Source organism: Kitasatospora sp. NPDC085464 (genome assembly GCF_044541955.1).
Classification (GTDB): domain Bacteria; phylum Actinomycetota; class Actinomycetes; order Streptomycetales; family Streptomycetaceae; genus Kitasatospora.
On the sequence record NZ_JBITTM010000013.1, the window covers coordinates 88,478 to 113,787 of the forward strand.

Annotated in this window: 23 protein-coding genes; 16 read left to right on the top strand and 7 right to left on the bottom strand. The window is 73.1% G+C overall.

Annotation, left to right across the window (positions count from 1 at the left end; all coding sequences use genetic code 11):
* The first annotated feature begins 281 nt into the window (after positions 1 to 281).
* Positions 282 to 1,079, top strand: coding sequence for an SGNH/GDSL hydrolase family protein (locus tag ACIGG8_RS13840; protein ID WP_350526215.1), 798 nt, complete (start codon positions 282 to 284; stop codon positions 1,077 to 1,079).
* 94 nt (positions 1,080 to 1,173) lie between these two features.
* On the opposite strand, the gene ACIGG8_RS13845 is transcribed toward ACIGG8_RS13840, so the two are convergent.
* The 3 genes from ACIGG8_RS13845 to ACIGG8_RS13855 form a co-directional block, all read right to left on the bottom strand.
* On the bottom strand, positions 1,174 to 2,100 hold the full coding sequence (locus ACIGG8_RS13845; protein ID WP_396547881.1) for a nitroreductase/quinone reductase family protein: 927 nt from the start codon (positions 2,098 to 2,100) through the stop codon (positions 1,174 to 1,176).
* 392 nt (positions 2,101 to 2,492) lie between these two features.
* A complete protein-coding gene (locus ACIGG8_RS13850; RefSeq protein WP_396547883.1) occupies positions 2,493 to 3,641 on the bottom strand; it encodes a polysaccharide deacetylase family protein in 1,149 nt (382 codons plus the stop codon).
* 313 nt (positions 3,642 to 3,954) lie between these two features.
* Positions 3,955 to 5,781 (bottom strand): AMP-dependent synthetase/ligase, encoded by a 1,827-nt coding sequence (locus ACIGG8_RS13855; protein WP_396547884.1) that lies wholly within the window; start codon positions 5,779 to 5,781, stop codon positions 3,955 to 3,957.
* A 605-nt stretch (positions 5,782 to 6,386) separates the two neighbouring features.
* Here ACIGG8_RS13855 and ACIGG8_RS13860 point away from each other — a divergent pair.
* From ACIGG8_RS13860 to ACIGG8_RS13885, 6 genes are all read left to right on the top strand, one after another.
* A complete protein-coding gene (locus tag ACIGG8_RS13860) occupies positions 6,387 to 9,599 on the top strand; it encodes a nitrate- and nitrite sensing domain-containing protein (RefSeq protein WP_396547885.1) in 3,213 nt (1,070 codons plus the stop codon).
* Entirely contained in the window at positions 9,596 to 10,015 is a 420-nt protein-coding gene (locus ACIGG8_RS13865) for a roadblock/LC7 domain-containing protein (RefSeq protein WP_350526220.1), read from the top strand. The genes ACIGG8_RS13860 and ACIGG8_RS13865 overlap by 4 nt, the downstream gene beginning before the upstream one ends.
* A 140-nt stretch (positions 10,016 to 10,155) precedes the next feature.
* Positions 10,156 to 10,587, top strand: coding sequence for a DUF742 domain-containing protein (locus ACIGG8_RS13870; protein ID WP_396548011.1), 432 nt, complete (start codon positions 10,156 to 10,158; stop codon positions 10,585 to 10,587).
* Complete coding sequence (locus ACIGG8_RS13875; RefSeq protein ID WP_396547887.1) at positions 10,568 to 11,218, top strand: GTP-binding protein; 651 nt, start codon at positions 10,568 to 10,570, stop codon at positions 11,216 to 11,218. The genes ACIGG8_RS13870 and ACIGG8_RS13875 overlap by 20 nt, the downstream gene beginning before the upstream one ends.
* Positions 11,219 to 11,626: 408 nt before the next feature.
* A complete protein-coding gene (locus ACIGG8_RS13880) occupies positions 11,627 to 11,773 on the top strand; it encodes a hypothetical protein (RefSeq protein ID WP_396547889.1) in 147 nt (48 codons plus the stop codon).
* 485 nt (positions 11,774 to 12,258) lie between these two features.
* On the top strand, positions 12,259 to 13,119 hold the full coding sequence (locus ACIGG8_RS13885; protein ID WP_396547890.1) for a winged helix-turn-helix domain-containing protein: 861 nt from the start codon (positions 12,259 to 12,261) through the stop codon (positions 13,117 to 13,119).
* A gap of 105 nt (positions 13,120 to 13,224) precedes the next feature.
* Here the strand turns inward: ACIGG8_RS13885 and ACIGG8_RS13890 are convergent, their stop codons facing one another.
* Positions 13,225 to 14,007, bottom strand: a complete 783-nt coding sequence (locus tag ACIGG8_RS13890; RefSeq protein WP_350526223.1) for an IclR family transcriptional regulator — start codon at positions 14,005 to 14,007, stop codon at positions 13,225 to 13,227.
* Between the two features lie 508 nt (positions 14,008 to 14,515).
* A complete protein-coding gene (locus tag ACIGG8_RS13895) occupies positions 14,516 to 15,508 on the bottom strand; it encodes an aldo/keto reductase (protein ID WP_350526224.1) in 993 nt (330 codons plus the stop codon).
* 496 nt (positions 15,509 to 16,004) lie between these two features.
* Between ACIGG8_RS13895 and ACIGG8_RS13900 the strand changes: the two genes are divergently transcribed.
* From ACIGG8_RS13900 to ACIGG8_RS13925, 6 genes are all read left to right on the top strand, one after another.
* A complete protein-coding gene (locus ACIGG8_RS13900) occupies positions 16,005 to 16,571 on the top strand; it encodes a TetR/AcrR family transcriptional regulator (RefSeq protein ID WP_350526225.1) in 567 nt (188 codons plus the stop codon).
* Between the two features lie 98 nt (positions 16,572 to 16,669).
* Positions 16,670 to 17,257, top strand: coding sequence for a DUF4865 family protein (locus ACIGG8_RS13905; protein ID WP_396547891.1), 588 nt, complete (start codon positions 16,670 to 16,672; stop codon positions 17,255 to 17,257).
* Positions 17,258 to 17,274: 17 nt separating this feature from the next.
* Positions 17,275 to 17,847: a carboxymuconolactone decarboxylase family protein gene (locus ACIGG8_RS13910; RefSeq protein WP_396547892.1), complete on the top strand. Its 573-nt coding sequence runs from the start codon at positions 17,275 to 17,277 to the stop codon at positions 17,845 to 17,847.
* Entirely contained in the window at positions 17,844 to 18,818 is a 975-nt protein-coding gene (locus tag ACIGG8_RS13915) for a phosphotriesterase (protein WP_396547894.1), read from the top strand. The genes ACIGG8_RS13910 and ACIGG8_RS13915 overlap by 4 nt, the downstream gene beginning before the upstream one ends.
* Positions 18,819 to 18,946: 128 nt before the next feature.
* The gene (locus ACIGG8_RS13920; RefSeq protein WP_396547895.1) at positions 18,947 to 19,621 is read left to right on the top strand and encodes a Pr6Pr family membrane protein; all 675 of its coding nucleotides are present in this window, start codon (positions 18,947 to 18,949) and stop codon (positions 19,619 to 19,621) included.
* A gap of 33 nt (positions 19,622 to 19,654) precedes the next feature.
* Positions 19,655 to 20,197 (top strand): GNAT family N-acetyltransferase, encoded by a 543-nt coding sequence (locus ACIGG8_RS13925; RefSeq protein WP_396547897.1) that lies wholly within the window; start codon positions 19,655 to 19,657, stop codon positions 20,195 to 20,197.
* A 94-nt stretch (positions 20,198 to 20,291) separates the two neighbouring features.
* On the opposite strand, the gene ACIGG8_RS13930 is transcribed toward ACIGG8_RS13925, so the two are convergent.
* Positions 20,292 to 21,056, bottom strand: a complete 765-nt coding sequence (locus ACIGG8_RS13930; protein WP_396547899.1) for an SDR family NAD(P)-dependent oxidoreductase — start codon at positions 21,054 to 21,056, stop codon at positions 20,292 to 20,294.
* A gap of 137 nt (positions 21,057 to 21,193) precedes the next feature.
* Between ACIGG8_RS13930 and ACIGG8_RS13935 the strand changes: the two genes are divergently transcribed.
* Positions 21,194 to 21,814 (top strand): TetR family transcriptional regulator, encoded by a 621-nt coding sequence (locus ACIGG8_RS13935; protein ID WP_396547901.1) that lies wholly within the window; start codon positions 21,194 to 21,196, stop codon positions 21,812 to 21,814.
* Positions 21,815 to 22,096: 282 nt separating this feature from the next.
* Positions 22,097 to 23,239 carry an alpha/beta hydrolase gene (locus ACIGG8_RS13940; protein WP_396547903.1) on the top strand — a complete coding sequence of 381 codons (1,143 nt, stop codon included), beginning with the start codon at positions 22,097 to 22,099 and terminating at the stop codon, positions 23,237 to 23,239.
* A 67-nt stretch (positions 23,240 to 23,306) separates the two neighbouring features.
* Here ACIGG8_RS13940 and ACIGG8_RS13945 read toward each other — a convergent pair whose 3' ends face one another.
* Positions 23,307 to 23,636, bottom strand: a complete 330-nt coding sequence (locus tag ACIGG8_RS13945) for a phenolic acid decarboxylase (RefSeq protein WP_350526233.1) — start codon at positions 23,634 to 23,636, stop codon at positions 23,307 to 23,309.
* 622 nt (positions 23,637 to 24,258) lie between these two features.
* On the opposite strand from ACIGG8_RS13945, the gene ACIGG8_RS13950 reads away from it, so the two are divergent.
* Positions 24,259 to 25,149 carry an esterase/lipase family protein gene (locus ACIGG8_RS13950; protein ID WP_396547905.1) on the top strand — a complete coding sequence of 297 codons (891 nt, stop codon included), beginning with the start codon at positions 24,259 to 24,261 and terminating at the stop codon, positions 25,147 to 25,149.
* Positions 25,150 to 25,310: the final 161 nt, after the last annotated feature.

Sequence of the window (25,310 nt, forward strand, 5' to 3'; positions counted from 1 at the left end):
CGGGTCGAAACTGACTCAACGGTGGTCGGACATCGACTCCAGGTTTACCGCGCACTGAACTTCCGCAAGTTGCCGGTCCACGCGCAAAACGCTACGCGCGTCAAAACGCACCCGCACTGACCAGTGCGAACTCACGGGCTGTTGGCGGCAGTTCACCTCTGAGCTATCAGACGCTCCGTCAATATCCTTGGCATGAGCGCTTCCGGGTTCCCCTACCGCCTGGTATCACTTCTGTGACCCACGCCACGCCCCCACTCTCCACCCCCCACCCTGGAGGTGTCATGCCCCGCCCTGCCCGTGCCCTGTCCATCGCCGCGATTGCGGCAGGCCTCACCATGACGACGCTCTTCGCCGCCTCGTCCGCCAACGCGGCCGGTGTGAACTACGTGGCCCTCGGCGACTCGTACTCCTCCGGTGTCGGCGCCGGCAGCTACCTGAGCGACAGCGGTAGCTGCAAGCGCAGCACCAACGCGTACGCGTACCTGTGGAAGAACGCGCACTCGCCGTCCTCCTTCAAGTTCGTCGCCTGCTCGGGCGCCAGGACCGGTGACATCCTCAACAGCCAGATCTCGGCCCTGGACGCCGGCACCACGCTGGTCAGCATCTCGGTGGGCGGCAACGACGCCGGCTTCGCGGACACCATGCAGACCTGTGTCCTGGGCTCCGACAGCTCCTGCCTCAACGCCGTCAACACGGCCAAGAACTACGCCCTCAACACCCTGCCGGGCCAGCTCGACGCCGTGTACTCCGCGATCAAGGCCAAGGCGCCCAACGCCCACGTCGTGGTGATGGGCTACCCGCACATCTACAAGGTCGGCGGCGACTGCGTCTTCGGCATCGGCGACACCAAGCGCGCCGCCATCAACGGCGCCGCCGACACCCTGGACGGCGTCCTCGCCAAGCGCGCCGCCAACGCCGGCTTCGCGTTCGGTGACGTCCGCAACATCTTCACCAACCACGAGATCTGCGGCAGCCTGACCACCTGGCTGAACAGCACCACCCTGCCGATCGACGAGAGCTACCACCCCAAGGCCTCCGGCCAGGCCGGTGGCTACCTGCCGGTCTTCTCGCAGTCGTAACGGCTCGTCGGAAGCCGTTCGACCACCGCAGCACAGCGGCTGCCGCCGCCCCCTCCGGAGGCACGGGGAGGGGACGGCGGCAGCGGCGCTTCGGCTACCGGTCCGGAGCACTCCCCGCGGGGTGCACGACCTGCGCGCGGGCGGGTCCGGTCGGGGGGAAGGGGATGCCGGCGAGGATCGGCAACAACTCGGCCTCCTCGTGGTCGAGGTGCGCCTCCAGCTCGGCCGACATCCGGTCCAGTTCGGTGCGGAGCCGCTCCGGTTCGCTGACCTCGATCCCGGCCAGCAGTGCCACCAGCTCGTCCCTGATCCGTCCGATCGCCCGGTGCTGCTCGTCGAGCCGAGCGAGCACGTCGGCCAGCTCCGGGTGGCTGCGGGTGAGGGCGGGGAAGACCGCGGTGTCCTCACCGGTGTGGTGATGGGTCAGCCCGTCGCAGAACGCCAGGCAGTGCTGCCGCAGCTGCAGCCTGAGGCCCGCCGGTCGGCCGGGAACGTGGGCGTGCGCCGCCTCCCGGACGTGGTGCAGCTGGGCGCGGAGCCGGCCGTGCGCCTCCAGCAGCTTGTCGGCGAGGGTGCGCACGACCGGTGCCTCGCCGGTCGGTGCGGCTCCGGGCCGCTCCCGTTCCAGGATGACGACCGGCAACTCCCGTTCGGTGTGGGCCTGGTAGTCGCCGTACCCCGGCGCCTTCCGGACGACGGCGGCGAACAGCCGCTCCCGCCGGGCGCCCTCGGCGGGCACGGCGACCGCGTCGAAGGTGTCGGTGCCGAGTTCGACCCGGACCACGGGGTGGGTCAGAAGGTTGCGGTACCACTGCGGGTGCTCAGGCGCTCCGGCGGCCGAGGCGACGACCAGGAGCAGCCCCTCCGCCCGGACGTACCCGAGCGGCACGGTGTGCGGCCGCCCGGAGCGGGCCCCGGTGGTGGTCAGCAACAGCAGGTCGCCGCCCTCGAACGGGCCGCCGACCCGCCCGCCGTTGGCGCGGAACTCTTCGATGACATTCAGATTGAAGGACATTGGCATGCGTGTGTGGTGAAGTCTCCGGAAGTGAAGAGGAGTCGCGGCCACACCGCGGTGACAGTCAGGGGCGGCGCATCGCGCACGCGGACACCGCGGGGTGACCGCCCGGCGTCAGATCAGGGAAACGGAGAGCGTGCTCATCGCGCGTCGTCCCTTCGGAAAGGTGCTCGCTCGGCCACCGGCCGGCCCACTGCTCTATGGCCGGCGCCGCGCTGCACGCCCCCATTAGAGCCACGTCGCGGGCGCACTGTCAACGAACATGATCACCAGTCACTCCATCGAACCGCGCCGCCGCACCGCCCGCGCCGCCCGTGCCGCCCGTGCCGCCCGCGCCGCAGCTCCCCGGTGGGGAAGCGGCGGTGCGGCGGCCGGGGCGGGCCATGGGGGGCGACGGGTCAGCGCAGGTAGTCGACCAGGCCGGCCGGCTTGAGGCCGGCGGAGTCGGCGGCGGCGAGGGCGCGCTGCAGGTCGGTGGCCAGGGTGTCGGTCCAGTGCATGATGATGACGTCGCCCGGCTGGAGCGGGCCCGAGTGCCAGACGTTGGCGGCGCCCCAGCTGAAGTCGGCGTCGGCGGTGAGCACGGTGCGGATGCCGCAGTTGGCGGCGGCCTGCAGGGTGTCGGCGTTCCAGGCGAAGAACGGCGGGCGGAAGACCACCGGCGCGGTGCCGAAGAGGCGGGTCATGGTGTCCCGGGCGTCGCAGATCTCGACCTGCTGCTGGTCCAGGGGGAGCTTGCTGAGGTCGGAGTGGGAGACCGTGTGGTCCTGGACCGAGGAGCCGGATACGGCGGTGACCCGCTTGAAGAAGGCCGGGTCGGTGCCGGCCGGCATCGGCAGCGGGAAGGCGGTGATGGGCAGCCGGTGGTCGGCGATGAACTGTTCCGCCTCGGGGGTGCGCTGCCAGCCGTCGTCCACGGTGAAGAAGACGACCTTGTCGCTGGTCGGGACCGAGCTCGCCGCCACCGCCGGGGCGGGCGCGGGGCCGTCCACCCGGACGTCGTCCACCGAGAAGGGGCCCTGCTGGTACCAGCCGTGGACGTACAGCCGGACGCTGCGCGCGGCGGGACCGGTGGTGAACCGCGTGGTCAGCCGCTGCCAGCCGCCGCCGGTGCTCTCCGTCCACGCGGGCGGGAGGTCCCTGCCGGTGCCGGTGACGCCCAGGTGGACGAAATCGCCGCGGACCCAGGCGGAGGCGGTGTAGGTGGTGTCCGGCCGGACGGCGACGGTCTGGACGCACTCGCCAGTGGAGTCGGCGTCCGCCGGGGTGACGGTCAGCGCGGAGGCACCGGAGTGCGGGGCGGTGGTGGTGACGGCCGCTTCGACGGGGCCGCCGGTGCAGTTCCAGCCGGGGATGCTGCCCCAGTCGGCGAGGTTCGGGGCGGGCACCTCGAACCCGGGGTTGGTCGCCAGGTTGACCGTCGCCGCGGTCGCGCCTGCTGCGACCCGCGCAGCGGGCGCCGTCGTGCCGTCGGCGGACGCCGCCGGCACGGCGAAGGCAGTGAGCAGCGCAACGGAGGTGGCGAGTGCGGACAGGCGCGCGGACAAGTGCGCAGACAGGCGCGCAGAAGGGCGCGTGGACATCGACACGTGAGGACTCCAGCGAGTGGGGGACGCCCGTGGGGAGGGCGTGAGCAAGAGCGGACGTGAGCAGGAGTGAGCGCGAGCAGGAGCGAGCACGAGCAAGGGGGCGTGCGCAAAGGGGGTGGTGGTACGCCGCACTCGGACCGAAGAGAAACAATGGACTGGACCAATCGGCCCGTCAAGGGAACGGCAGGTGAACCGGTCGGCCACCGAGCCATGACTGCAAGAGACAAGACGGACCGTCAGAATTCGCCGGAACCCCGCGCACACACGCCGATCAGGAGAGGTACAGCTCCTCTATGTCCGCCGCGTAGTACTCCGCGATGGCGCCCCTGCGCAGCTTGAGCGAGGGCGTCAGCAGCCCCTGCTCCTGGCTGAACTCGCGTGGCAGCAGCCGGAACGCGCGGATCGACTCGGCCCGCGACACCGCCGTGTTGGCCGCCGCCACCGCGCGCTGGACCTCGATGTGCAGCTCCTCGTCCGCGAGCACCGCCCAGGCGTCCAGCTGCTCCCGTCCGTGGGACTTCAGCCAGTGCGCCAGGGCCGCCGGGTCGAGCGTGATCAGCGCGGCCACGTACGGGCGGTCGTCGCCCACCACCAGGCACTGGGAGACCAGTGGATGCGCCTCGACCCGCTCCTCCAGGCTCGACGGTGCGAGGTTCTTGCCGCTGCTGGTGACGATCAGGTCCTTCTTGCGGCCGGTGATGGTGAGGTAGCCGTCCTCGTCCAGCCGACCCAGGTCGCCGGTGGCGAACCAGCCGTCGACCAGCGACTCGGCGGTGCACTGCGGGTGGTTGAGGTAGCCGCCGAACACCGATCCGCCGCGCACCCACACCTCGCCGTCGTCGGCGATCGCCACCGTGGCCCCCGGCACCGGCTGCCCGACGGTGCCGAGCTTCTGCCGCCCGGTGGGGTTGGCGGTGATCGCCGCGGAGGTCTCGGTCAGCCCGTACCCCTCGTACAGCTGGAGGCCGGCGCCGGTGAAGAAAAGGCCCAGCTCGCGCCGCAGCGAGGAGCCGCCGCACATCACGCTGCGCACCCGGCCGCCGAGTGCCGCGCGCAGTCTCGGGTAGACGGTCCGCTCGTAGGCGAGGTGGCGCAGTCGTAGGGCGGCGCTCGGTCCGGGGCCGCGCCCGAAGGCCTTCTGCTCCCGGGCGGCGGCCCAGTCGACGGCCACCTGCCGGGCCTGTTCGAAGAGTTCGCCGCGCCCGGAGTCCTCGGCGGTGCGCCGTGCCTGCTGGAAGATCTTCTCGAAGACGTACGGGACGGCGTGCAGGAAGGTCGGCCGGAAGGTGTCCAGCGCGGGCAGCAGCGCGTCGGTGGAGACCTCGGGGACGTGGCCGATCCGGAAGCCGCCGCGGAGCGCGGCGATCTGCACGGCCCGCCCGTAGACGTGGGCGAGCGGCAGGAACAGCAGGGTGCCGGGCTGGTTGCCGCCGGTGTCGCGCAGGACGTCCCCCCAGCCGGCGAGCAGTGCGTCGGCTTCGGAGGCCAGGTTGGCGTGGGTGAGCAGGCAGCCCTTGGGGCGGCCGGTGGTGCCCGAGGTGTAGACGACGGTGGCGATGTTCTCGCCGGCGACGCCCAGGCGCTGGCGGTGCACCAGGGAGTCGGGCACGCCCCGGCCGTCCTCGGTGATCGCGGCGACGCAGTCGCGGTCCAGCTGCCAGATGCCGGTGAGGTCGGGCAGTGCGTCGCAGACCGCGCCGACGGTCATCGCGGCGTCCTCGTCCTCGACCAGACAGGCCACCGCCTGCGTCTCGGCGAGGATCCAGCGGACCTGCTCGGGGGCGGCGGTGGGGTAGACCGGGACGGTGATGGCGCCGATCGACCAGAGCGCGTAGTCGAAGAGCGTCCACTCGTAGCGGGTGCGGGACATCAGGGCGACCCGGTCGCCGTAGCGCACGCCGTGCGTGAGCAGTCCCTTGGCCAGGGCGAGCACCTGGTCCCGGAACTCCCGGGCGGTGACGTCCTGCCACTGCCCGTCGGCGGCCCGCCAGGACAGTTGGACCAGGTTGGGGGTGCGTTCGGCGGTGTCGTACAGGGAGTCGGCGAGTCCTCCGGCGACCTCGGGTACGGCCGCGGCGGGGGTGGTGAACTCGCGCACGGTCCTCCCCAGTTCGCGTGTCCCGGCGCCTCCTGCCGGCCCGGCCCGCCCGTCCTCCGGTCGCCTGGGCGGCGGCGCCCGGTTGTGCGGGTGGAGCGAAACTATCGGATCGCTCCGTCACTGCCCAGGGTTGCACCGGTGACACGACGAGATCGGCACGGGTCCGCTCGGATGGTGTCGTGATCGGGGAGGCCGGGAGGAGGGACGGAGGAGGGGCGGCGGAGGACTCAGGGAAGATCCAGAAAGGACCCAGGAAGGACTCGGGGAGGAGCCGGCGGGGGCGCGGGGCGGGGGAGCGGCGTGCGGGCCGACCGGAAATGCCGGACGTCTGCGGATGATCCGGACACGAAGAGGGGGCGATTGGGACCGGTTTTTGACGTGTGCGGGGCAAGGTGGAGAGGTGGAGTGGTTCGCCCCTCGAACGAGTGGTCAGGGCGTAGTAGAGTCGCGCAGACCCGTGGCCGGGAGCCCCTTCCGCACCCTCCTCACCGTTCCCCACCGTTCCCCACCGTTCCCCACCGAGCCGCTCCCCTCCCGCCGCGCCCACCGCTTCCACGGCTCCCACCCTCCCCGTCCGCGCCTGGCACTTCCCGACCGAGGACTCCATGCGTCTGCGCAGCAGCTCGATCCGCGCGAAGATCATCGCGCTGCTCCTGGTGCCCATCGTGGCGCTCACCGCCCTGTGGGTGTACGCCACCCTCGCCACCACCGGGGACGTCTGGAGTCAGCTGAGAAACAGTCGTACGTACAAGGAGTTCTCGGGCCCGGTCGACCAGTACGCCGCCGACCTGCAGAACGAGCGCCGCGCCGCCGTCCAGCGCCTGGCCGACCCGCGCTCACCCGTCGCCCGGGACGCCTACGAGCACGCCAAGGCCGCCACCGACCGCAGCCTCACCGTGCTGCGGCAGAAGAAGGACGGCTCCGGGAACAAGCTCTCCACCGCCCAGCGCGGCCGCTTCGTGCAGATCATCGCGGCCGCCGACCAGATGGGGCCGCTGCGCTCCCAGGTCGGCCGTCTGGCGCTCAACTGGGAGTTCGCGCTGGACCAGTACAGCGACCTGGTCAAGCCGGTGTTCGGCTTCCGCTCCGCGTACGTCGCCCGGCAGAGCGGGCAACTCCCGCGTCAGGGAACCATCCTGATCGAGCTTTCACGCGCCCGCGAGTACCTGGCGCAGGAGGACGCGGCGATGGAGGGGCTGCGCACCAGCACCACCAAGCCCACCGCCGAGCAGTACCAGGTCGCGCTGGACGCCCTGCACAACCAGCAGGCGCTGTTCACCGTCTACATCGCCGAGCTCGAACCCGCCGACCAGTCCGACTACGCGGCCCTCCGCGGCGGCGAGGCCTGGAACGCCCTGGCCCGGGCCGAGGCCGACTTCGTCGGCGCCGGCGGCCCCGACCGGGTCGTCCAGGCGCTCAACAGCGACTCCTGGCGGGAGACCGCGGACCGGGCGCTCGGCGACCTCTCCCAGATCAACACCCGGATCGCCGCCGGACTGGACGACCGAGCCCGGTCCGCCGCGATCGGGATGCTCTGGCGCGGCGGCATCGCCGGTGCGGTCGGTTTGGTGGCGGTCGTGCTGTCGGTGCTGATCTCGTTCCGGATCGGCCGGGGCCTGGCCCGCGAGCTGATCGGACTGCGCAACGCGGCCAACGAGCTGGCCGGAACCCGACTGCCCTCCGTCATGCTGCGGCTGCGCCGCGGCGAGCCGGTGGACGTGGCCACCGAGGCGCCCGAGCTGCACTTCGGGGACGCCGAGATCGGGCAGGTCGGCCAGGCCTTCAACGCGGTGCAGCGCGCCGCCGTCGAGGCCGCCGTCGAGCAGGCGGACCTGCGGCGCGGCGTCTCGGCGGTGTTCGTCAACCTGGCCCGGCGCAGCCAGGTGCTGCTGCACCGCCAGCTCACCCTGCTCGACACCATGGAGCGCCGCACCGAGGACCCGGCGGAGCTGGCGGACCTCTTCAAGGTTGACCACCTCACCACCCGCATGCGCCGGCACGCCGAGGGCCTGATCATCCTGGCCGGCGGCTCGCCCGGGCGCGCTTGGCGCAAGCCGGTCCGGATGGTGGACGTGGTCCGGGCGGCGGTCGGCGAGGTCGAGGACTACGCCCGGGTGACCGTCCGGCCGTTCCCCGGCACCGGACTGCTCGGCAGTGCCGTCGCGGACGTCACCCACCTGGTCGCCGAACTCGTCGAGAACGCCGCGGTGTTCTCCCCTCCGACCACCCAGGTCACCGTCCAGGGCGAGGTGGTGGCGCACGGCTTCGCCCTGGAGATCGACGACCGCGGGCTCGGGCTGAGCGAGCAGCTGCTCGCCGAGATCAACGAACGCCTCGCCGTGGAGCAGGAGTTCGACCTCGCCGACACCGACCGGCTCGGCCTCTTCGTGGTGAGTCGGCTGGCCCGGCGGCACGGCATCCGGGTGCACCTGCGGCCGTCCCCGTACGGCGGGACGACGGCGGTGGTGCTCATCCCGCGCGAACTGCTCGCGGAGGCGCCGGACGGGCTGGCGGAGCCGAACGCGGCCGGGCGGCGCCCGGCCGGCGGTGGCGGCCGTCGCGGGCAGCGGGACCTGGTCGCGGTGCCGGGGCCGGGCGCGGGGGCTTCGACCGGGACCCCGGTCGGGCGTTCCTCCGGGGCCTCGACGGGCACCGCGTCCGGCTCGTCCGCCGCTGTCGGAGCCGGTGCCGGCGCCGGCACCGACAGCGACAGCGGCGGTACGGGCGCCGGCGCGGGTGCCGATGCGGGCGGTCGGCACCGGGTGACGGGCGGTCCGCGGCCCTCCGTGCCCGAGGCGGGGCGTACGGCGGGCGGTCTGCCGCGCCGGGCCTCGCGGGGCAAGGGCGGACCGGTCCTGGTCCCCGCGCCCGGGGCGGACGCCGGGGAAGCGCCGGGGACCGGGCGGCACCGGCGGGACGACCTGGTGGTGGCCGCGGCCGAGGAGGCCTTCGCGGCCGCCGAGGCTGCCGAAACCGCCGGGACCGGCGCTGTCGGCACGGCCGCGACTGCCGGGACGACCGGGACGGCTGCGGTTGCCGGGACCACCAGCGCCACCGGTGCCACCGGTCCCGCCGTCGGCGCTGAGGTGCCCCCGGCCGACGCCGCGCTGCGGACGGCGGGTGGCCTGCCGCGTCGGGTCCGGCAGGCGAACCTGGCGCCGCAGCTCAGGGAGCAGCGCACGGAGCAGCTGAAGGAACGATTCCGCAGCGCCGACGGGCCGGACGGTACGACCGGGGACTCCGGATCCGTTCCGGACGCCGCGGACGTGCGGGAGCGCTCTCCCGAGGAGGCCCGGGCGACCTTCGCCTCGTTCCAGCGCGGCTTCACCCGCGGGCGCGGCGCGACCGCTGCGGTGGGCCGTGCCGGTGCCGCCAAGGACCGCGACGCCTCGGCGGAGGGCCGCGACGGTGCCTCGAAGGACCGCGACGGCACGTCGGAGGGCCGCGAGAAGGCGTCGAAGGGCCGCGGGGGATCGTCGCGCGACCGGGTCGCAGCCGTACTGCCCTGGCTGCCGCCGGACCCGTCCCGCCGGGCGATCGCCCCGGCACCCGCCCCGGCGGCGCTGACCGCCCCCACGGACATCGGGCGGGCCCCGCTCGCCCGTCGGCCGCAGTCCGGACCGCCGGTCCGTCGCGGCCCGGGCACCGGCTCACCCGTACTGCCGGGACAACCCGGCACACCCGATTCATCGGCACAGCCGGTACCACCCCTACGACCGGCACCGGCCGTGCGACCGGTACCACCCGTGCGGCCGGTATCACCAGTACGACCCGCATCACCTGCACCACCCGCTCCAGCGGAAGGAACTGATTCATGACCACTTCGACGCAGCCGTCCGGGGACCTCAACTGGCTCCTGGACGACCTCGTGGGGCGCGTCGCGGCCCTGCGGCACGCGGTGATCCTCTCCAGCGACGGCCTGGCCACCGGCGCCTCCCGGGAGCTCGACCGCGAGGACGCCGAGCACCTGGCCGCCGTCGCGGCCGGGTTCCACAGCCTGGCCAAGGGGGCCGGCGGGCACTTCAAGGTCGGCGGCGTCCGGCAGACCATGGTCGAGCTGGACGAGGCGTTCCTGTTCATCACGGCCGCGGGCGACGGCAGCTGCCTCGCCGTGCTGAGCGACGCCGAGGCCGACATCGGCCAGATCGCCTACGAGATGGCCCTGCTGGTCAAGCGGGTCGGCGAGCACATGGCCGCCGAGCCGCGCACCGAAACCGCCCCGCCGGGGAGATGAGCGGGCCGATGGCGGATCCGAAGGCCGACGTGCCGGACGGCCCGGACGTGCCGGTGGGCGCGGACGGGCCGTCCGGTGCGGACGCGTCCCCGGGCGCGGACGCGTCCTCGGGCACGGACGCTCCGGCGGACGTGGAGCAGGTGGACCCGGACGGACCCGACGTCGACCTCTTCCGTCCGCGCACCCCGGTCGACGACCGCTGGTTCGACGACGAGGCCGGCCCGGTGGTGCGGCTCTACTCGATGACGCGCGGTCGCACCCGGCCGGTCGAGGAGGGCCTGTTCGACCTGATCTCGCTGATCACCGCTGCCGAGCCCGGGCCGGACGCGGGGGCCGTGCCCGCGCACGTCCTCGACCCGGAACACCAGACGCTGCTGGCCCTGTGCCGCAACGAGCCGCTCTCCGTCGCCGAACTCGGCTCCTTCACCGACCTGCCGGTCAGCGTGGTGCGCGTGCTGCTCGGCGACCTCTACGACGCCGACCTGATCAGCGTCACCCGACCCGTTCCGCTCGCCGAGCTGCCGGACGAGCGCCTGCTGCGAGACGTGATCAATGGACTCCGTGCGCTCTGACCACCACCTCCGCCCGGACGGTGCCGTGTCCCAACCGGTGAGCCCCAACGACCCGCGGTGGCGCGGCGGTCCGGCCGTCGCGGTGAAGATCCTGGTCGCGGGCGGCTTCGGCGCGGGCAAGACCACCCTGGTCGGTTCGGTCAGCGAGATCCGGCCGCTGCGCACCGAGGAGGAGCTCAGCGAGCTGGGCCGCCCGGTGGACGACACCTCGGGCGTGGAGGCGAAGAGCACCACCACGGTGGCGATGGACTTCGGCCGGATCGACCTGCGCCCCGGTCTCGCGCTCTACCTGTTCGGCACCCCCGGGCAGGACCGGTTCTGGTTCGTCTGGGACGAGTTGGCGCGCGGCGCGCTCGGCGCCGTGGTCATCGCGGACACCCGGCGGCTGGCCGACTGCTTCCCGTCCGTCGACTTCTTCGAGCAGCGCGGCATCCCGTTCGTGGTCGCGGTGAACTGCTTCGACGGCACCGATCGGTTCGCGCCGGACGAGGTGCGGGACGCGCTCGACCTCGACCCGGACATCCCGGTGGTGCTCTGCGACGCGCGGCTGCGCGAGGACGGGAAGGAACTGCTCGTCGCGCTGGTCGAGCACGCGGCGGCGCGCCGGCGCCACGCTCCCGCGCGGGTCTGACCGGGCAGCACCCGGCAGCTCGGGCCGGTGGCTCCCTCGGCCCGGTGGCTCGCTCGCCTGACCTGCGTGCTCGGCCCGGCCGTGCCGCGTCGAAGGGGGTCGGCCCGTGCTGCCGACCGACTCTGAGGGAGCCTCGGGCGACGGCGTTCGCGAGCATCCCGCCCCGACCGACGTCTCATTCCGCCGTCCGCATTCCGGACGGGCAGTGTGCTGAAGGTTGCCTAGACCCGCCCGGCCGTGGAAGGCTCTGTGGACGAAGGCCGCCCGGCCATGCCGTCGGGAGCCGCGGAAACGTCCCGTTCACACGGGCGTTGCCGATCGGCGGACGGCCTTCGACGATCCGGCGAGGCACCGCCGGTGCGCACCGGCAGCGGTGCGGACCGCGCACAGAACGAGGGGGAGGGCAGCATGACGACCGTCGGCCGACGACGCACCGTCACCGTCGTGTCCGGGCCCCTCATGCCCGGCTCCGCCCGTTCGGGCGCTGCCGGTCCGGTGCTCACCGTCCGCCGCTACATCGACCACGCGCTGATCTGCAGCGCGTGTTGTCGCTGACCGGCCTGTCCCGTCCCGGTACGTCCCCGGCGCTCCCGGCCCACCAGCCACCGCCCGACGCACCGTCGATCCCGTCGACCAGGCCGTAGCGGACCGCCGTCCGGCGTGCCGCGGCCGACCAACCGGACCCGCCCAGCGGAGAGACCACCAGTGAACATCGTCTGCCCCAGACCTGCACCCGCCGCCGTCGGCCGTACCCGAACGAGCGGTACGGCCACCGCGATGTGCGCGGGCGGTCGACGGACCGGACGGTGGAACGGGCGCGCGAGCCGCGCCGAGGACAGCCGACGGGGTCGCCACGACCTGGAGCCCTTCTGGCCGTCCCGGCAGCCGCACCTGTTCGATCAGACGTGTCCGGGTTCGCCCAGCGCGTCCCGGCTCTCCGCCCGCTGACCCGGTTCCGTCCGGTCCAGCCCCGGCAGTACGCCCGGTCGACGCGCAGACGACTCCACCCCGTCCGTCACGCGCGAAATGAGCGGCACACCATGTCTTCTTCCTCCACGGCCACCCTCCCCCTGCCCACCGCGACCCCGCACCTGCGCGCGGTCCGCACGGTGCCGACCGTCCCCTCCGGCCCGTCCGTTTCCTCCGCTCCGTCCGTTCCTCCGTCCGTTCCCGGCTCGGTCGGCGACCGGTGGTCCGCGGCCGTCCGCCCGTCGCACGCCGGCTCGGCCCGTCCGGTGGCGGCCCCGACGGCCGCCGCGCCGCAGCCGGGGGCGGTCGTCCCGCCGGTCCCGCAGGCGCTGCTCGCCGCATTGCCGGAGGGGGCGGCCGTCGTCGCCGCCCTGCCGCAGGGCGTGCTGCCGCAGGGGCTGCTCGCCCAGTACGGGGCGCAGTTCGGGACGCAGTTCGGCGGTGCGAACGGGAGCCCGATGGTCGGGTACCTGGTGCTGGTGCCGGCCGAGAGCCCGGTGGCGGCGACTGGGCCGGTCGGGACTGCCGGCCTGCCCGGAGCGGCTGCCGCTGCCGTCACTGTTGCCGCACCCGGGGCTGCCGGGACCGCCGGGTCGTCCGGGGGCCCCGCGTCGGCGGGCGTCCGGCAGGGGCGCCCGGCCGGGAAGGGCATCAGCGTCGACACCGAGCGGCGCAACGCCCACGTCGACGGGCAGCTGCTCGACCTCACCTATCTGGAGTTCGAGCTGCTGGCCCACCTCACCGAACACCCGCAGCGGGTGCACACCCGCGACCACCTGGTCTCCGCGGTCTGGGGCTACGGCCACGTCGGGGACGGCCGGACGGTCGATGTGCACGTCGCCCGGCTGCGTCGCAAGCTCGGACCGGCCTACCGCGACACGATCGTCACGGTCCGCCGGGTCGGCTACAAGTACACCCCGGCCGGTGTCTGACGGCTGACCGCTGACAGCTGACCTGTGACCGCCGACCGCGGCGGCGGGTCGCCCGCGTCCTCGAAACGGACGGTGGCCCGTCGCTGCAAGGATGGTGACGATACGTCAGGCGCGCTGATCGGGCGGCAACAGGAGTACCGCGAGGGCGTCGGCGCAGGTGCGGGCGTGGCCCAGGAACCAGTCCAGCCGGTCGTCGGTGAGGTGTGCCGGGGTCGAGCGGACCGCGAGCGCGAAGCGGGCGCGTCCGGCGCGGTCCAGGACCGGGACGGCCACCGTCCGCACCCCGGCGGCCGATTCGCCGTCGTTGAGCGCGTGCCCCGTCACCCGGACCTTCGCCAGCTCCTCCTCCAGGAGCGCCGGTTCCGTGATCGTGCGGTGAGTGAAGGGCTGCAGCGGCCCGAGCGCGTACGCCGCCGCCTCGCCCGGGCGCGGCCAGGCCAGCAGGACCTTGCCGAGTGCCGTGGAGTGCAGTGGGCGGCGCAGGCCCAGCCCGGTGTCCGGGCGGACGGACCCGCCGACCAGGATCACCGCGTGCGGGCCGCTGCGGATCGCGAGGTCGGCCGTCGCACCGGTGCGCCGGGAGAGCACCTCCAGCTCCGGCACGGCCAGGTGCAATCCACGCTGGTGGAAGGTGAGTTGGCCGAGCTCGGCGACGGCCGGGCCGAGCCGGTAGCGGGCGGTCCGCTCGTTCTGTTCCAGGAAGGCGGCGCTGACCAGCGTACGGGCCAGCCGGTGCGCGGTGGACACCGAGAGTCCCATGCGGCGGGCCAGGTCGGAGGCGCTCAGGTCGGGGCCGTTGTCGTGGAAGCAGTGCAGCAGCCCGAGCGCGCGCTGAACGGCCTGCGCACCGGCCGGCGGACTCTGGACGGCGGTGGCGGCCTCGGCCATGACACCTCGCGTTTCGATTCGGAACCCCGGCGGACCGCCGGAGGGAGTCTCAGCGTAGGGCAGCCAGGGCTGCGGGAATGTGTCGATGACGTTGCGAATGGAATGGCATCGACGAGCAGTGGATCCCATGATGTGGCAAGGTTCTGCTTCCGATTCGGCTGCCGTGGAGCGCTGTCACTTCCGGCGCGCGTCGTCGCCAGGCCAGCGCCTCCCGAGCCGGGCGCCTGTGCGGAATGCGGCGCATTGTCCCGCATCGTGGAATCGTCATCGGCGTCCGGTGGGTGCGCGGCCTGGCCGGCTTCCATGGCGCACTTGCGCTCGCCGGGCTCACCCTGAAGGATGCCGAACTCATCGACGCCCCGGGCGCCGCACCACGGACAGATGACAGATGACAGATGACAGAGAACAGATGACAGATGTTGAAATCTGTCAGCTGTCATCTGTTGCCCGCTCGCCGTCAGCTACCGCTCGCCGCCGCAGCGGGCCGGCGATCGGACCGACGGGCGGTTCACCGGCTCAGCCGGTCGATCTCCGCCAGCTCCTCCGCCGTCAGCGGCCCACCGGCCAGTGCGTCGAGGTTCTGGTCCAGCTGGGCCACGCTGCTCGCGCCGATGATCACCGACACCACCCGCGGGTCCCGCAGCACCCAGCACAGCGCCAGCTGCGCCAGCGACTGCCCGCGCCCCTCGGCGATCTTGTTCAGCGCCCGCAGCTGCTCCAGCTTCTGCCTGGTCAGCGCCTCCTCGGTCAGGAACTTCCCGACCGACATCCGCGAGCCCGCCGGCACGTCGCCGGTGAGGTAACGGTCCGTCAACAGCCCCTGGGCCAGCGGTGAGTAGGCGATCAGGCTGGTCTGGGTGTCGCCCACCGCGTCCAGCACGCCGCCCTCCTCGACGGACCGGTTGAGGATCGAGTACGCCGACTGGTTCATCAGCACCGGCGTCCCCAGCTCCCGCAGGATCGCCACCGCCTCCCGGTGCTGCTCCGCCGGGTAGTTGGAGATCGCCGCGTACAGCGCCTTCCCCGAGCGCACCGCGCTGTCCAGCGCCCCCATCGTCTCCTCGATCGGGGTGTCCGGGTCGTAGCGGTGCGAGTAGAAGACGTCGACGTAGTCCAGCCCCATCCGCTCCAGGGACTGGTCGAGGCTGGCCAGCAGGTACTTGCGGCTGCCGCCGTTGCCGTACGGGCCGGGCCACATGTCCCAGCCGGCCTTGGTCGCGATGAACAGCTCGTCCCGGTACGGCCGGAAGTCCTGGGCGAACAGGTAGCCGAAGTTGCGCTCGGCGCTGCCGTACGGCGGCCCGTAGTTGTTCGCCAGGTCGAAGTGCGTGACGCCCCGGTCGAAGGCCCGGCGCAGCACGGCCCGCTGCACCTCCAGCGGCTGGGCGTCACCGAAGTTGTGCCAGAGCCCGAGCGAGACGGCGGGCAGCTGGACGCCGCTGCGCCCGGCCTTCCGGTAGGTCATCGAGGCATAGCGGTCATCCGCGGCGAGGTAGTTCATGCCGGACATCTTGCCAGTCGCCCCCGATCGATCAAGGCTTCGCCCCGATTCCGGTCGGCGCCCGTCCGTGCGGAGGACCGTCGGTGCGCACGCCGAGTGGAGCGCGGCGCGAGCAACTGGAGCTGCTCGCGGGCGGGGTGGCTCCCGCGATCCGGCGCGAGCGCCCTCGGCTGACGCTCCGTCGTCCGCCCGCGCAGCGCGCCGTGCACCCCCTGCGGGGCGTGATGCCGACAACCGTGTGTGACGTGACGCGCGCCACCGGTCGGGCCGGAATGCCCCTCGGTGGTACGGGGGATGACGAACGGTCGAGGGGCCGTGGCCGCCGGGGGGCGGCGCACGGCCCTCAATCGTTCGGCGGCCGAAGGCGCTTCCGGGAATCGCCCCGGAAGTCGGAAGCCGAAGGTCGGAAGTCGGCAGCCGAAGGTCGGAAGAAGCCGGAAATCGGATCCGGAAGAGGGCTGGCTGTTTGTACCTACTGGTATGTACAGTGATCCGCATGAGCACTCAGGACCGCCTCATAGAGAGCACCCAGGCCCTCCTCTGGGAGCGCGGCTACGTCGGCACCAGCCCGAAGGCCATCCAGCAGCGCTCCGGCGTCGGCCAGGGCAGCATGTACCACCACTTCACCGGCAAGCCCGACCTCGCCGCCGTCGCCCTGCGCCGAAGCGCCGGGGAGATCCGGGGCATCGCCGAGGCCGACCTCGCCGCCCCCGGCAGCGCCTACGACCGGATCGCCTCGTACCTGCGCCGTGACCGCGACGTCCTGCGCGGCTGCCGGATCGGCCGGATGGCCCAGGACCCGGACGTGATCGCCGACCCGCAGCTGCGCGCCCCCGTCGAGGAGACCTTCGACTGGCTGCGCGGCCGGATCGCCGACCTGGTGGCCGAAGGCCAGGCGGGCGGCGAGTTCGCCCCCGGGCTCGACCCGGCCGACACCGCCGCCGCCGTGGTCGCCGTCGTCCAGGGCGGCTACGTGCTGGCGCGCGCCGCCGACAGCGCCGAGCCCTTCGACCAGGCCGTCCGCGGCGCCCTCGGCCTGCTGGTGGCACACCGGACAGCCTGACGGCACGGGCCGAACCGCTTGAGCCGGCCGAACCGGACCGACCGAACGCACCCGGCCGACGGCCCGACGTCGCCCCACCGACCCCGAGGAGCCCCGCCGTGCACGCCATGCAGTACGAGATCACCCTCCCCGCCGACTACGACATGGGCATCATCCGCAAGCGCGTCGCCGACAAGGGCCATCTGCTCGACGCCCACCCGGGCCTCGGCCTCAAGGTGTACCTGGTCCGCGAGCGCGGCCAGGACGGTTCCCCGGTCAACCAGTACGCGCCGTTCTACCTCTGGCGCACCGCCGAGGGCATGAACAGCTTCCTCTGGGGCCCGGGCTTCCGTGGTCTGAGCGCCGACTTCGGCCGCCCGGTCGTCCACCACTGGCTCGGATCGGGGCTGGCGCACGGCGGCGCGGGCGTTGCGGGGGAGGCCGACCCGACCACCGCCACCCGCGACACCGTACGGCTGCCGGAAGCCGTCGACCCGGCCGAGGCCGTCGAGCGGGCCCTCGCCGAACTCCCCGCGGACCCCGCCCTGCACACCGCCGCCGTCGCCGTGGACCCGAGCCGCTGGGAACTGCTCCGCCTGGCCCTGTGGCGCGGCCCGGCCCCGCAGGACGCGCCCGGCATCCGCTACCAGGTGCTGCACCTCTCCCGCCCCGAACTCGACCGGCTGCCGACCGGTCGCCACTGGTGAAAGGCCAGGACACCCCGATGACTTCCGCCCCGCTCACCGATGCCCCGCTCACCGATGCCCCGCTCACCGATGCCCCGCTCACCGCCGCCCCGCTCACCGCCGCCCCGCTCACCCCCGCGCCACTCGACCGGGAAGCCGGCTACGCCCTGCTCGCCGAACTCGCCGGCCCGGGCGCCACCGCCACCCTCGGGGGCCTGGACGCGCTCGCGCCGGGCTTCCCCGACTGGATCGTCACCAGCCTCTTCGGCGGCACCTACCAGCGCCCCGGACTCGCCCTGCGCGACCGGCAGATCGCCAATCTGGCCGCCCTCACCGCCCTCGGCGGCGTGGATCCCCAGCTCGCCGACCACGTCCGCTACAGCCTGCGGATCGGCATGACGAGGGAGGAGGTCACCGAGGTCATCCTCCACCTCGCCCCCTATGTCGGGCTCCCCAAGGCCCTGGCCGGCCTGCGCGTCGCGACCGCCACCTTCGCGGAAGCCGCCGACGACCCGGCGCCCGCCCCCGGCCCCGAGACCGCCGAGACCTCGGAAACCCCTGACGCCCCCGAGACCCCCGAGACCCCCGAGACCCCCGAGGACGAAGCATGAGCCGCACCGTCCGTACCGTCCTCGGCGACCTCGATCCCGCCCGCCTCGGCATCACCGACTCGCACGACCACCTGTTCATCCGCAGCCCGCTGCTCCCCGGACAGGAGCTTGACGATCCGGCTGCCGCCGAGGACGTCCTGCGCGCCTACGCGGCCGTCGGCGGCCGGGCCTTCGTGCAGTGGACCCCGTTCGGCATGGGCCGCGGCGCGGACTCCCTCGCCGCCCTCTCCCGCACGACCGGCGTCCACGTCGTCGCCGCCACGGGCGCGCACCAGGCGGTGCACTACTCGCCGGACACCGACCCCGCCCCCGACGACCTCGCCGCACGGTTCGTCGCCGAGCTCACCACCGGACTGCCGGGCACCGATCCGTCCCCGGACACCATCGGCGCGCCCGGTGTGCCGGGTGTGCCGGGTGTGCCCACCGCGTCCGGCGCTGTCCGGGCCGGGCTGATCAAGGTCGCCGACGACGCCGGCCCCGCCACCCCGCACACCCGGCGGACGATGGCCGCAGCCGCCGAGGCCCACCACGCCACCGGCGCGCCGATCGCCGTCCACCTCGAACCCGACGGAGATCCGCACGAGGTCCTGTTCCGGCTCAGCAGCCGGAACGGAGTCCGGCCCGACCGGATCATCCTCGGGCACCTCACCCGCTTCCCCGACCGCGCCGTGTACCGCAGTCTCGCCGCCGAGGGAGTCCACCTCGCGCTGGACAGTCCCTCGCGTTCCGGCCACCCGGCCGACCTGCAGGCCTTCGACGTGATCGCCGACCTGGTCGAGGCGGGGCACGTCGGCCAGCTGCTGCTGGGCGCCGACACCACGACCCGTACCGCCCGACAGGCCGGCGGCCCGACCCGTCTGCTCACCGACCTCGCCCCGCGCCTCGCCCGCACCTTCGGTCCCGAGCTGCCCGAGCTGCTCCTCACCGCCAACCCGGCGGCCGCCTTCGCCGCGGACTGGCGCACGCCGTGACCTCGGCAGACCCGGGCCGGAGGCGCGCCGCTCGCCCGCGCTCCTGTGGCCGACTCCTCCCGCCCGGGTTTGAATCCGAATAGCCCTCCAGCCGGATGAGGGGCGCCCCCAGAGAGGCGGTCCCGACGATGCCCGCACAACCGGCCCACTCGTGGCTCGCACCCGCCCGGCTCGCCGTGGCGGCCCTCGTCGCCGTCGCCCTCTGCTTCTCCGGCTACCGCGCGGCGACCGACTCCCCCGGGGTGGTGAACTTCTTCAGCTACTTCACCAACCTCAGCGCCCTCGCCGGCATCGCCGTCCTGGGATACGGCGGCTGGGCGGGCCTGACCGGACACCGCCCGGTGCCGGACGAGGTGCGCGGGGCGGTCGTGCTCTACCTGGTGGTCACCGGGCTGTTCTACGGCACACAGCTCGCGACGTATCCGGAGCAGCAGACGATCCCGTGGGTGAGCGACGTGGTGCACCGCGTGCTGCCGCTCGTCGTGCTCGCCGACTGGCTGGTCGACCCGCCCACCCGGCGCATCCGCCCGGTCACGGTGCTCGGCTGGATGGCGTTCCCACTGGTGTACCTGACCTACGCCCTGCTGCGCGGCTACGCGATCGACTGGTACCCGTTCGTGTTCCTCGACCCCGGCCGGCACGGCGGCTACCGCCGGGTGTCCGGGGCCTGCGTCCTGACGGCGGCGGCCTTCGTCCTGCTCGGGGCCGCCGTCGCCGCGCTGGGCAACGCCCTCGCCGCACGCCGGGACGCCGGCGACGGAGCGATCCCCGGGGGCCGTCACGCCCGTGCCGGAACGGGCTGACGGACACCGGACGCGCTGCCTACGGTGCTGACCATGGTGACGCTGCGAACCCTCACGACCGCCGACTGGCCGCTCTGGCGCGACCTCCGTCTCGCCGCCCTGACCGACTCGCCGCACGCCTTCGCGTACGGGATCGCCGAGTGGCGAGCGGGCGGCGAGCAACGGTGGCGCGCCCGCCTCCACCTCCCGGGTGCCCACCACGTCGCCGCCTTCCTGGCGGACGACCCGGTCGGGCTCGTCGGCGGTCTCCACGGATCCCCGGACGGTGTACGGGAGTTGCGATCGCTGTGGGTCGCCCCGCAGGCACGCGGGCGGGGTGTCGCGGACCGGCTGATCGAGGAGGTCGAGCGCTGGGCCCGTGCCACCGGGGGCACCGCCCTGCACCTCGCCGTCCTCCCGGCCAACGCCCCCGCCCTCGCCCTGTACCGACGCCACGGCTTCACGCCCCTGACGCCGGCCGAGGCTTCTGCCGCAGCCTCGGCCGAAGCCCCTTCCGCCGCCGCCGCCGCAGCCGCAACCACTGCCGCAGCCGCAGCCGCAGCCCCTCGGATCGTCCTCGCCAAGCTCCTCCACTGAGCCGCGGCACGCAGCCCGAGGCCGGGGCGCCGAACACGAGCGGGGCCTGTGCCGTACGGGGGATGGCACAGGCCCCGCGGTTCGGGGGCGGCCGTCACATGTGGGTGCCGCCGTCGATGCGGAGCTCGGTGCCGGTGACGAAGGCGCCGTCGTCGGAGGCGAGCATGGCGATCACACCGGCCACCGTCTCCGGGCCCGCGAAGCCCCGGCCGAGGGCGGGGGAGAGCTTGGCGAGCAGGCTGAGGTCGGTGTCGGCGGGCAGGCCGGGGTTGTTGGTCATGCCGCTGTCGATGCTGCCCGGGGCGACGCAGACCGCGCGCAGGCCCTGCTTCGAGTACTCCGAGGCGATGGCGTGCGTGAACGACTGGATGCCGCCCTTGGTCGCGGCGTACGCGGCCATGTAGGGGTGGGCGAAGGTCGCGGAGGTGGAGCTGAAGTTGACCACCACGCCCTTGCCGCCGGCGAGCAGCGCGGGCAGCGCCTCGCGGGTCATCAGGAAGGTGCCGGTCAGGTTCACCGCGAGGAGCTTGTTCCAGAAGTCCAGGGTGGTCTCGTGGGTGTGCGACGCGCGGAGGATGCCGGCCGCGTTGACCAGGACGTCCAGGCCGCCCAGCTCGGCGACCGCCGCGCCGACGCCCGCGACGACGGCTGCCTCGTCGGAGATGTCGAGGACCCGGAGGGTCAGGCGGTCCGCGGTGCCGTCGGCGGTCGCGCGGTCCAGGGTCTTCTTCAGGCCGTCCTCGTTGACGTCGACGGCGACGACCTTCCCGCCCTCGGCGAGGATCCGGTGCACGGTCGCCTGGCCGATGCCCGAGCCGCCGCCGGTGATCAGGACGTTCCGTCCGCTGAAGCGCTCCATGGTGGTACTCCGTTCGTTCGTGGTCTCTCGACCTCAAGAGGCACGGTACGCCCAAGTGGCACGTCGTGCCAACAAGTCTCGAAGCGTCATGAGGGCGTGATGCGCCACAATGGCACTCGGCCGCGTAGGCTGACCCCGTGACCGGACGCCCGACCCTCAATCAGCGCCGCCGTGACGCCACCCGGCTGGAGATCGCCCGCACCGCCGCCGCACTGTTCGCCGACCAGGGGGCGGAGGCCACCACCGCCGAGGAGATCGCCCTCGCCGCGGGCATCTCGCTGCGCACCTTCTACCGGTACTTCTCCGTCAAGGAGGACGCCGTCGCCCCGCTGCTCGCCGCGGGCGGACGGCAGTGGGTCGAGCAACTCGCCCAGAGCTCGGCCGACCTGCCGCTGCGTCAGGCGCTGGAGAGTGCGGCGGTCGCTTCGCTGACGCCGGCCGACGAAGCGGGCGCCGAGATGATGCAGTGGACCCGCAGTCTGCTCCGCGACCCGCGCCTGGAAGGCGCCTGGCAGCGCGTCCACGCCGACTCGGAGATGCGCCTGCGAGCCGTCCTCGCCGAGCGCTGTCCGGAGGGCACCGATCCGCTGGAGATCCGGCTGGCCGCCGCCGCCGCGACCGCGGCGATCCGAGTGGCGCTGGAGCAGTGGGCCTCCTCCGGCGCCCCCGCCACCGGCCCCGGGTCCCCGCACGACCTGGGCGCGCGGTGCATGCGCGAGCTCACAGCGGGGCTGCGGCTCTGGGAGCGGGTGTCCTGAGCCCGCGCGGGCCTCGACGCGGGGCGGGCGGGGGGAGTGTCACCAGACGGGTTTCAGATGACAGATGACAGATTTCGAAATCTGTCATCTGAAACCCGTCATCTGTTGTCTGTCGTCTGAAACCTGAAGTCCGGCCGTTCCCCGCAACCTCCCAGCCGTCATCAGGCTTCTCCCAGCTGGCGCTAGGGTTGGTGATCGCGCCCCGGCGGGGGAACCGGGGTGACCTCCTCGGATGTCCCCAGCGGAGGGGACTGGAGTTCGAGGCGTGGGAGCAAGCAGGACATGGGTCTGACGAGCCACAAGATGTTGGCGCTGACCGTATTGATAGCCGTCGTGGTGATGGGGGGCACGGTCTGGCTGTGGCCGAGACTGGCCAGGAAGACCTGGCAGGCGGTGATCGGCCGGATCGGCGCACTGCTCGTCACCCAGCTCGCGGTGCTCTCGGCCCTGGGCCTGGTGGCGAACAACTACTTCGCCTTCTACAGCAGTTGGGGCGACCTGCTCGGCACCGGCGACACCGGCCCGGTGGTGATCCACAACAAGGCGGACGCCTCCGGGCGCCTCCTGGTGGAGACGATCGGCCACGCCTCGGTCAAGGGCGGTGGCGCGATGGGCCGTGAGCCCGGCCAGTCGGGCGAGATCCGCAAGGTCCGGATCGACGGCGCGGTCAGCCGGCTGTCGACCGAGGGCTACGTCTACCTGCCCCCGCAGTACTTCCAGCCGGAGTACGCGCACAAGCAGTTCCCGGCCGTGATCGTCAGCACCGGATTCCCAGGAATCGCCGAGAACCTGATCACTCGGTTCAACTACCCGGGCGCGGCGCTCAAGCTGCTGCAGGAGGGCCGGATGCAGCCGACCGTCATGGTCCTGATGCGTCCCTCGCCCGCGCTGCCGCAGGACACCGAGTGCGAGGACATCCCGAACGGCCCGCAGTCCGACACGTACTTCACCAAAGACGTGCCCGCGGCGATCCAGGCCAGCTTCCGGGTCTCCTCGGACCCGCAGGCCTGGGCCTTCATGGGCAACTCGACCGGCGGCTACTGCGCGCTCAAGTTGGCCATGCGCCACCCGGACGTCTTCCCGACGGCAGTCGCCCTCTCGGCCTACTACGACGCCGCCGACGACCCGACCACCGGTGACCTCTTCGGCGGCAGCAAGCAGCGCCGCGACGAGGCCAACCTGATGTGGCGGCTGAAGAACCTGCCCCAGCCGAACGTGTCCCTGCTGCTGGCCGGGACCAAGAAGGGCGACGGCGACTACCGGCGGGAGACCGAGGCCTTCGTCGACGCCGCGCGGAGCCCGATGAACGTCTCGTACAGCATGTTGGAGAACGGCGGCCACAACTTCGAGACCTGGAGCGCACTGCTGCCGTCCTCGCTGGAGTGGCTGTCCCAGCACCTCAGGGTCCCGAACCCGACCGCCTGAGGACCGTCCGAACGACCGAACCCCCGGGGCCTGAACGCAGGGCCCGAGGCTTCGGTCGTCCCGCGGTTCAGGCCACGCGCTCCAGCGTTCCGGTGTGCAGCTGCCCGACCCGTCCGCCCTCGCCCTCGAAGGTCCAGAAGGCCCGGACCGTCAGCTCGTTGAGGTCCATCACGTGGCTGACGGTGATCCCGCTCTGCTCCGTCCAGCTGACGAAGTAGATCTCCGGCGCGACCTCGGCGACGTGCAGCCGCACGTCCTCCCACTGGCCCGCGGACTCGCCGAGGCCCTCCCAGCGCAGCCGCGTGCCGTCGGCCGAGTAGGTGTTGCGGAAGGCCGCGCCGTTGTCGGCCCGGAAGACGTAGGTACGGCCGGCGAAGGCGGGCAGGGACGCGGTCATGGTGGGGCGGCTCCTCGTTTCCGGTGTGGTCGTGTTGTGCACTGCGTAAGATGTCGGACCTCCAATTTATCCGACCGGGTGCACACGGTCATCGCTTTGCCACGGTACGGATCGCCACCGCGCTGCCCACCGGGTGTGCGACCGGCACATGGGCACCCGTCGCGCACCGGTCCTACCGTCCGGCCATGAGACGCACCCCCACGACCGGTACCAGCGCGAGACACGCCCGCGTGAGACGCACCCCCACCACGCTCACCGCCGTCCTACTGGCCCTCGCCGCCATCATCCTCGGCACCTCCGCCCCCGCCTCCGCCCGAGCGGGGACCGCCTCCGCCCGAGCGGGGACCGCCACTGCGGCCCTCACCCTGGAAGCCGCCTTCCCCGCCCCCGGCAACGGCTGGGCCAAGGTCGAGCGCTACCTCGACACCACCCCCGGCTTCCGCACCGAGCAGTTCCCGTCCGACGGCCGCGGCGACCAGGACGGAGCCCGCCGGACGTACTTCGGCACCGGTGAGCCCTCCTCCGGCCGCTTCCTGCTCTACTCCGCCACCGGCTGGGACACCGGCAGCCGGGCCACGCCCGTCCTGCTGGTCCACGGCGCCGACGACAACGCCGACCGCGCTTGGGCGAACCCGGGGAGAGCGGCACCTGCGGCGCCGCGACCTGCCCGTCCACCGGCCTCGCCCAGTACCTCGCCGGCACCGGCCACCGGGTCTTCGCCATCGGCTTCGCCCACAAGCACGGTGACAACCTGCTCCAGGCGCAGGCCGTCGGCGACGCGATCGCGCTGATCCGGGCCCGCCTCGGGGCCCCGCAGGTCGACGTGGTCGCCTGGAGCAAGGGCGAGGTCGCCGCCAGGGCGTACGTGTCCTCGGTGCGGCCGTCCTGGGGGCGGGCGTACGCGGGCGACGTGCGCCGCCTGGTCACCCTCGGCGGGCCGAACGGCGGGCTCGACTACGTCTACGCCCACGGCTGGTCGTTCGACCTGGCGACGTGGCCGGCCTGCGGCGGCACCGCCAACGCGCCGTCCCCGCACCTGTACATGACCTGCTACGGCACGTACACCGCGCAACCCTGCCTCGGCGTGCTGCCGACCGGCGGGTACGACTGCTACCCGGGCCAGCGCCAGCTGCTCGCCCGCTGGGATGGCAGGTACGGCGTGGACGGCAGCGCCCAGGACTGGTGGACCACCTACTACGGCGGCCAGGGGTTCTACACCTCCGGCCAGGGCATCCAGGCGGCGATCGACGCGGGCTCCCTGATCGCCCCGCTCCAGCAGGCCGGGGTCCCGGCCGCGGTGCGCACCTACCTGCTGGCCGGCGGGTCGGCGGACATCCCGGGCGTGCTCAACGAGAACCGCGGGCCCAGCGACGGCATCGTGTTCACGGCGAGCGCCCTGGACACCACCGGCATCGCGACGGTCGGCGGCACCCGGCTGCTGAGCGGCCTCGACCACCTGGAGCTCGGGTGGGCGCCGGAGGCCGAGAGCCAGGTGGACGCCTGGCTCGGCTGAACGCCCGGCCGGAACGCCCGGCCGGAACGCCCGGCCGGAACGCGCAACCGGAACGCGCAACCGGAACGCCCGGCCGGACACCCGCAGAGCCACCCCGTCGGGCATCGTTCCAGGCCACGTGAACTGATCAACTCGGCCGCCACACAGCGTCGTTGATCGAC

Bases quoted from the DNA above. Each gene is read 5' to 3' on its own strand.
- ACIGG8_RS13840 (WP_350526215.1), top strand. From the start codon at position 282: ATGCCCCGCCCTGCCCGTGCCCTGTCCATCGCCGCGATTGCGGCAGGC.
- ACIGG8_RS13845 (WP_396547881.1), bottom strand. From the start codon at position 2,100: ATGCCAATGTCCTTCAATCTGAATGTCATCGAAGAGTTCCGCGCCAAC.
- ACIGG8_RS13860 (WP_396547885.1), top strand. From the start codon at position 6,387: ATGCGTCTGCGCAGCAGCTCGATCCGCGCGAAGATCATCGCGCTGCTC.
- ACIGG8_RS13865 (WP_350526220.1), top strand. From the start codon at position 9,596: ATGACCACTTCGACGCAGCCGTCCGGGGACCTCAACTGGCTCCTGGAC.
- ACIGG8_RS13875 (WP_396547887.1), top strand. From the start codon at position 10,568: ATGGACTCCGTGCGCTCTGACCACCACCTCCGCCCGGACGGTGCCGTG.
- ACIGG8_RS13880 (WP_396547889.1), top strand. From the start codon at position 11,627: ATGACGACCGTCGGCCGACGACGCACCGTCACCGTCGTGTCCGGGCCC.
- ACIGG8_RS13885 (WP_396547890.1), top strand. From the start codon at position 12,259: ATGTCTTCTTCCTCCACGGCCACCCTCCCCCTGCCCACCGCGACCCCG.
- ACIGG8_RS13890 (WP_350526223.1), bottom strand. From the start codon at position 14,007: ATGGCCGAGGCCGCCACCGCCGTCCAGAGTCCGCCGGCCGGTGCGCAG.
- ACIGG8_RS13895 (WP_350526224.1), bottom strand. From the start codon at position 15,508: ATGAACTACCTCGCCGCGGATGACCGCTATGCCTCGATGACCTACCGG.
- ACIGG8_RS13900 (WP_350526225.1), top strand. From the start codon at position 16,005: ATGAGCACTCAGGACCGCCTCATAGAGAGCACCCAGGCCCTCCTCTGG.
- ACIGG8_RS13910 (WP_396547892.1), top strand. From the start codon at position 17,275: ATGACTTCCGCCCCGCTCACCGATGCCCCGCTCACCGATGCCCCGCTC.
- ACIGG8_RS13915 (WP_396547894.1), top strand. From the start codon at position 17,844: ATGAGCCGCACCGTCCGTACCGTCCTCGGCGACCTCGATCCCGCCCGC.
- ACIGG8_RS13920 (WP_396547895.1), top strand. From the start codon at position 18,947: ATGCCCGCACAACCGGCCCACTCGTGGCTCGCACCCGCCCGGCTCGCC.
- ACIGG8_RS13925 (WP_396547897.1), top strand. From the start codon at position 19,655: ATGGTGACGCTGCGAACCCTCACGACCGCCGACTGGCCGCTCTGGCGC.
- ACIGG8_RS13930 (WP_396547899.1), bottom strand. From the start codon at position 21,056: ATGGAGCGCTTCAGCGGACGGAACGTCCTGATCACCGGCGGCGGCTCG.
- ACIGG8_RS13940 (WP_396547903.1), top strand. From the start codon at position 22,097: ATGGGTCTGACGAGCCACAAGATGTTGGCGCTGACCGTATTGATAGCC.
- ACIGG8_RS13945 (WP_350526233.1), bottom strand. From the start codon at position 23,636: ATGACCGCGTCCCTGCCCGCCTTCGCCGGCCGTACCTACGTCTTCCGG.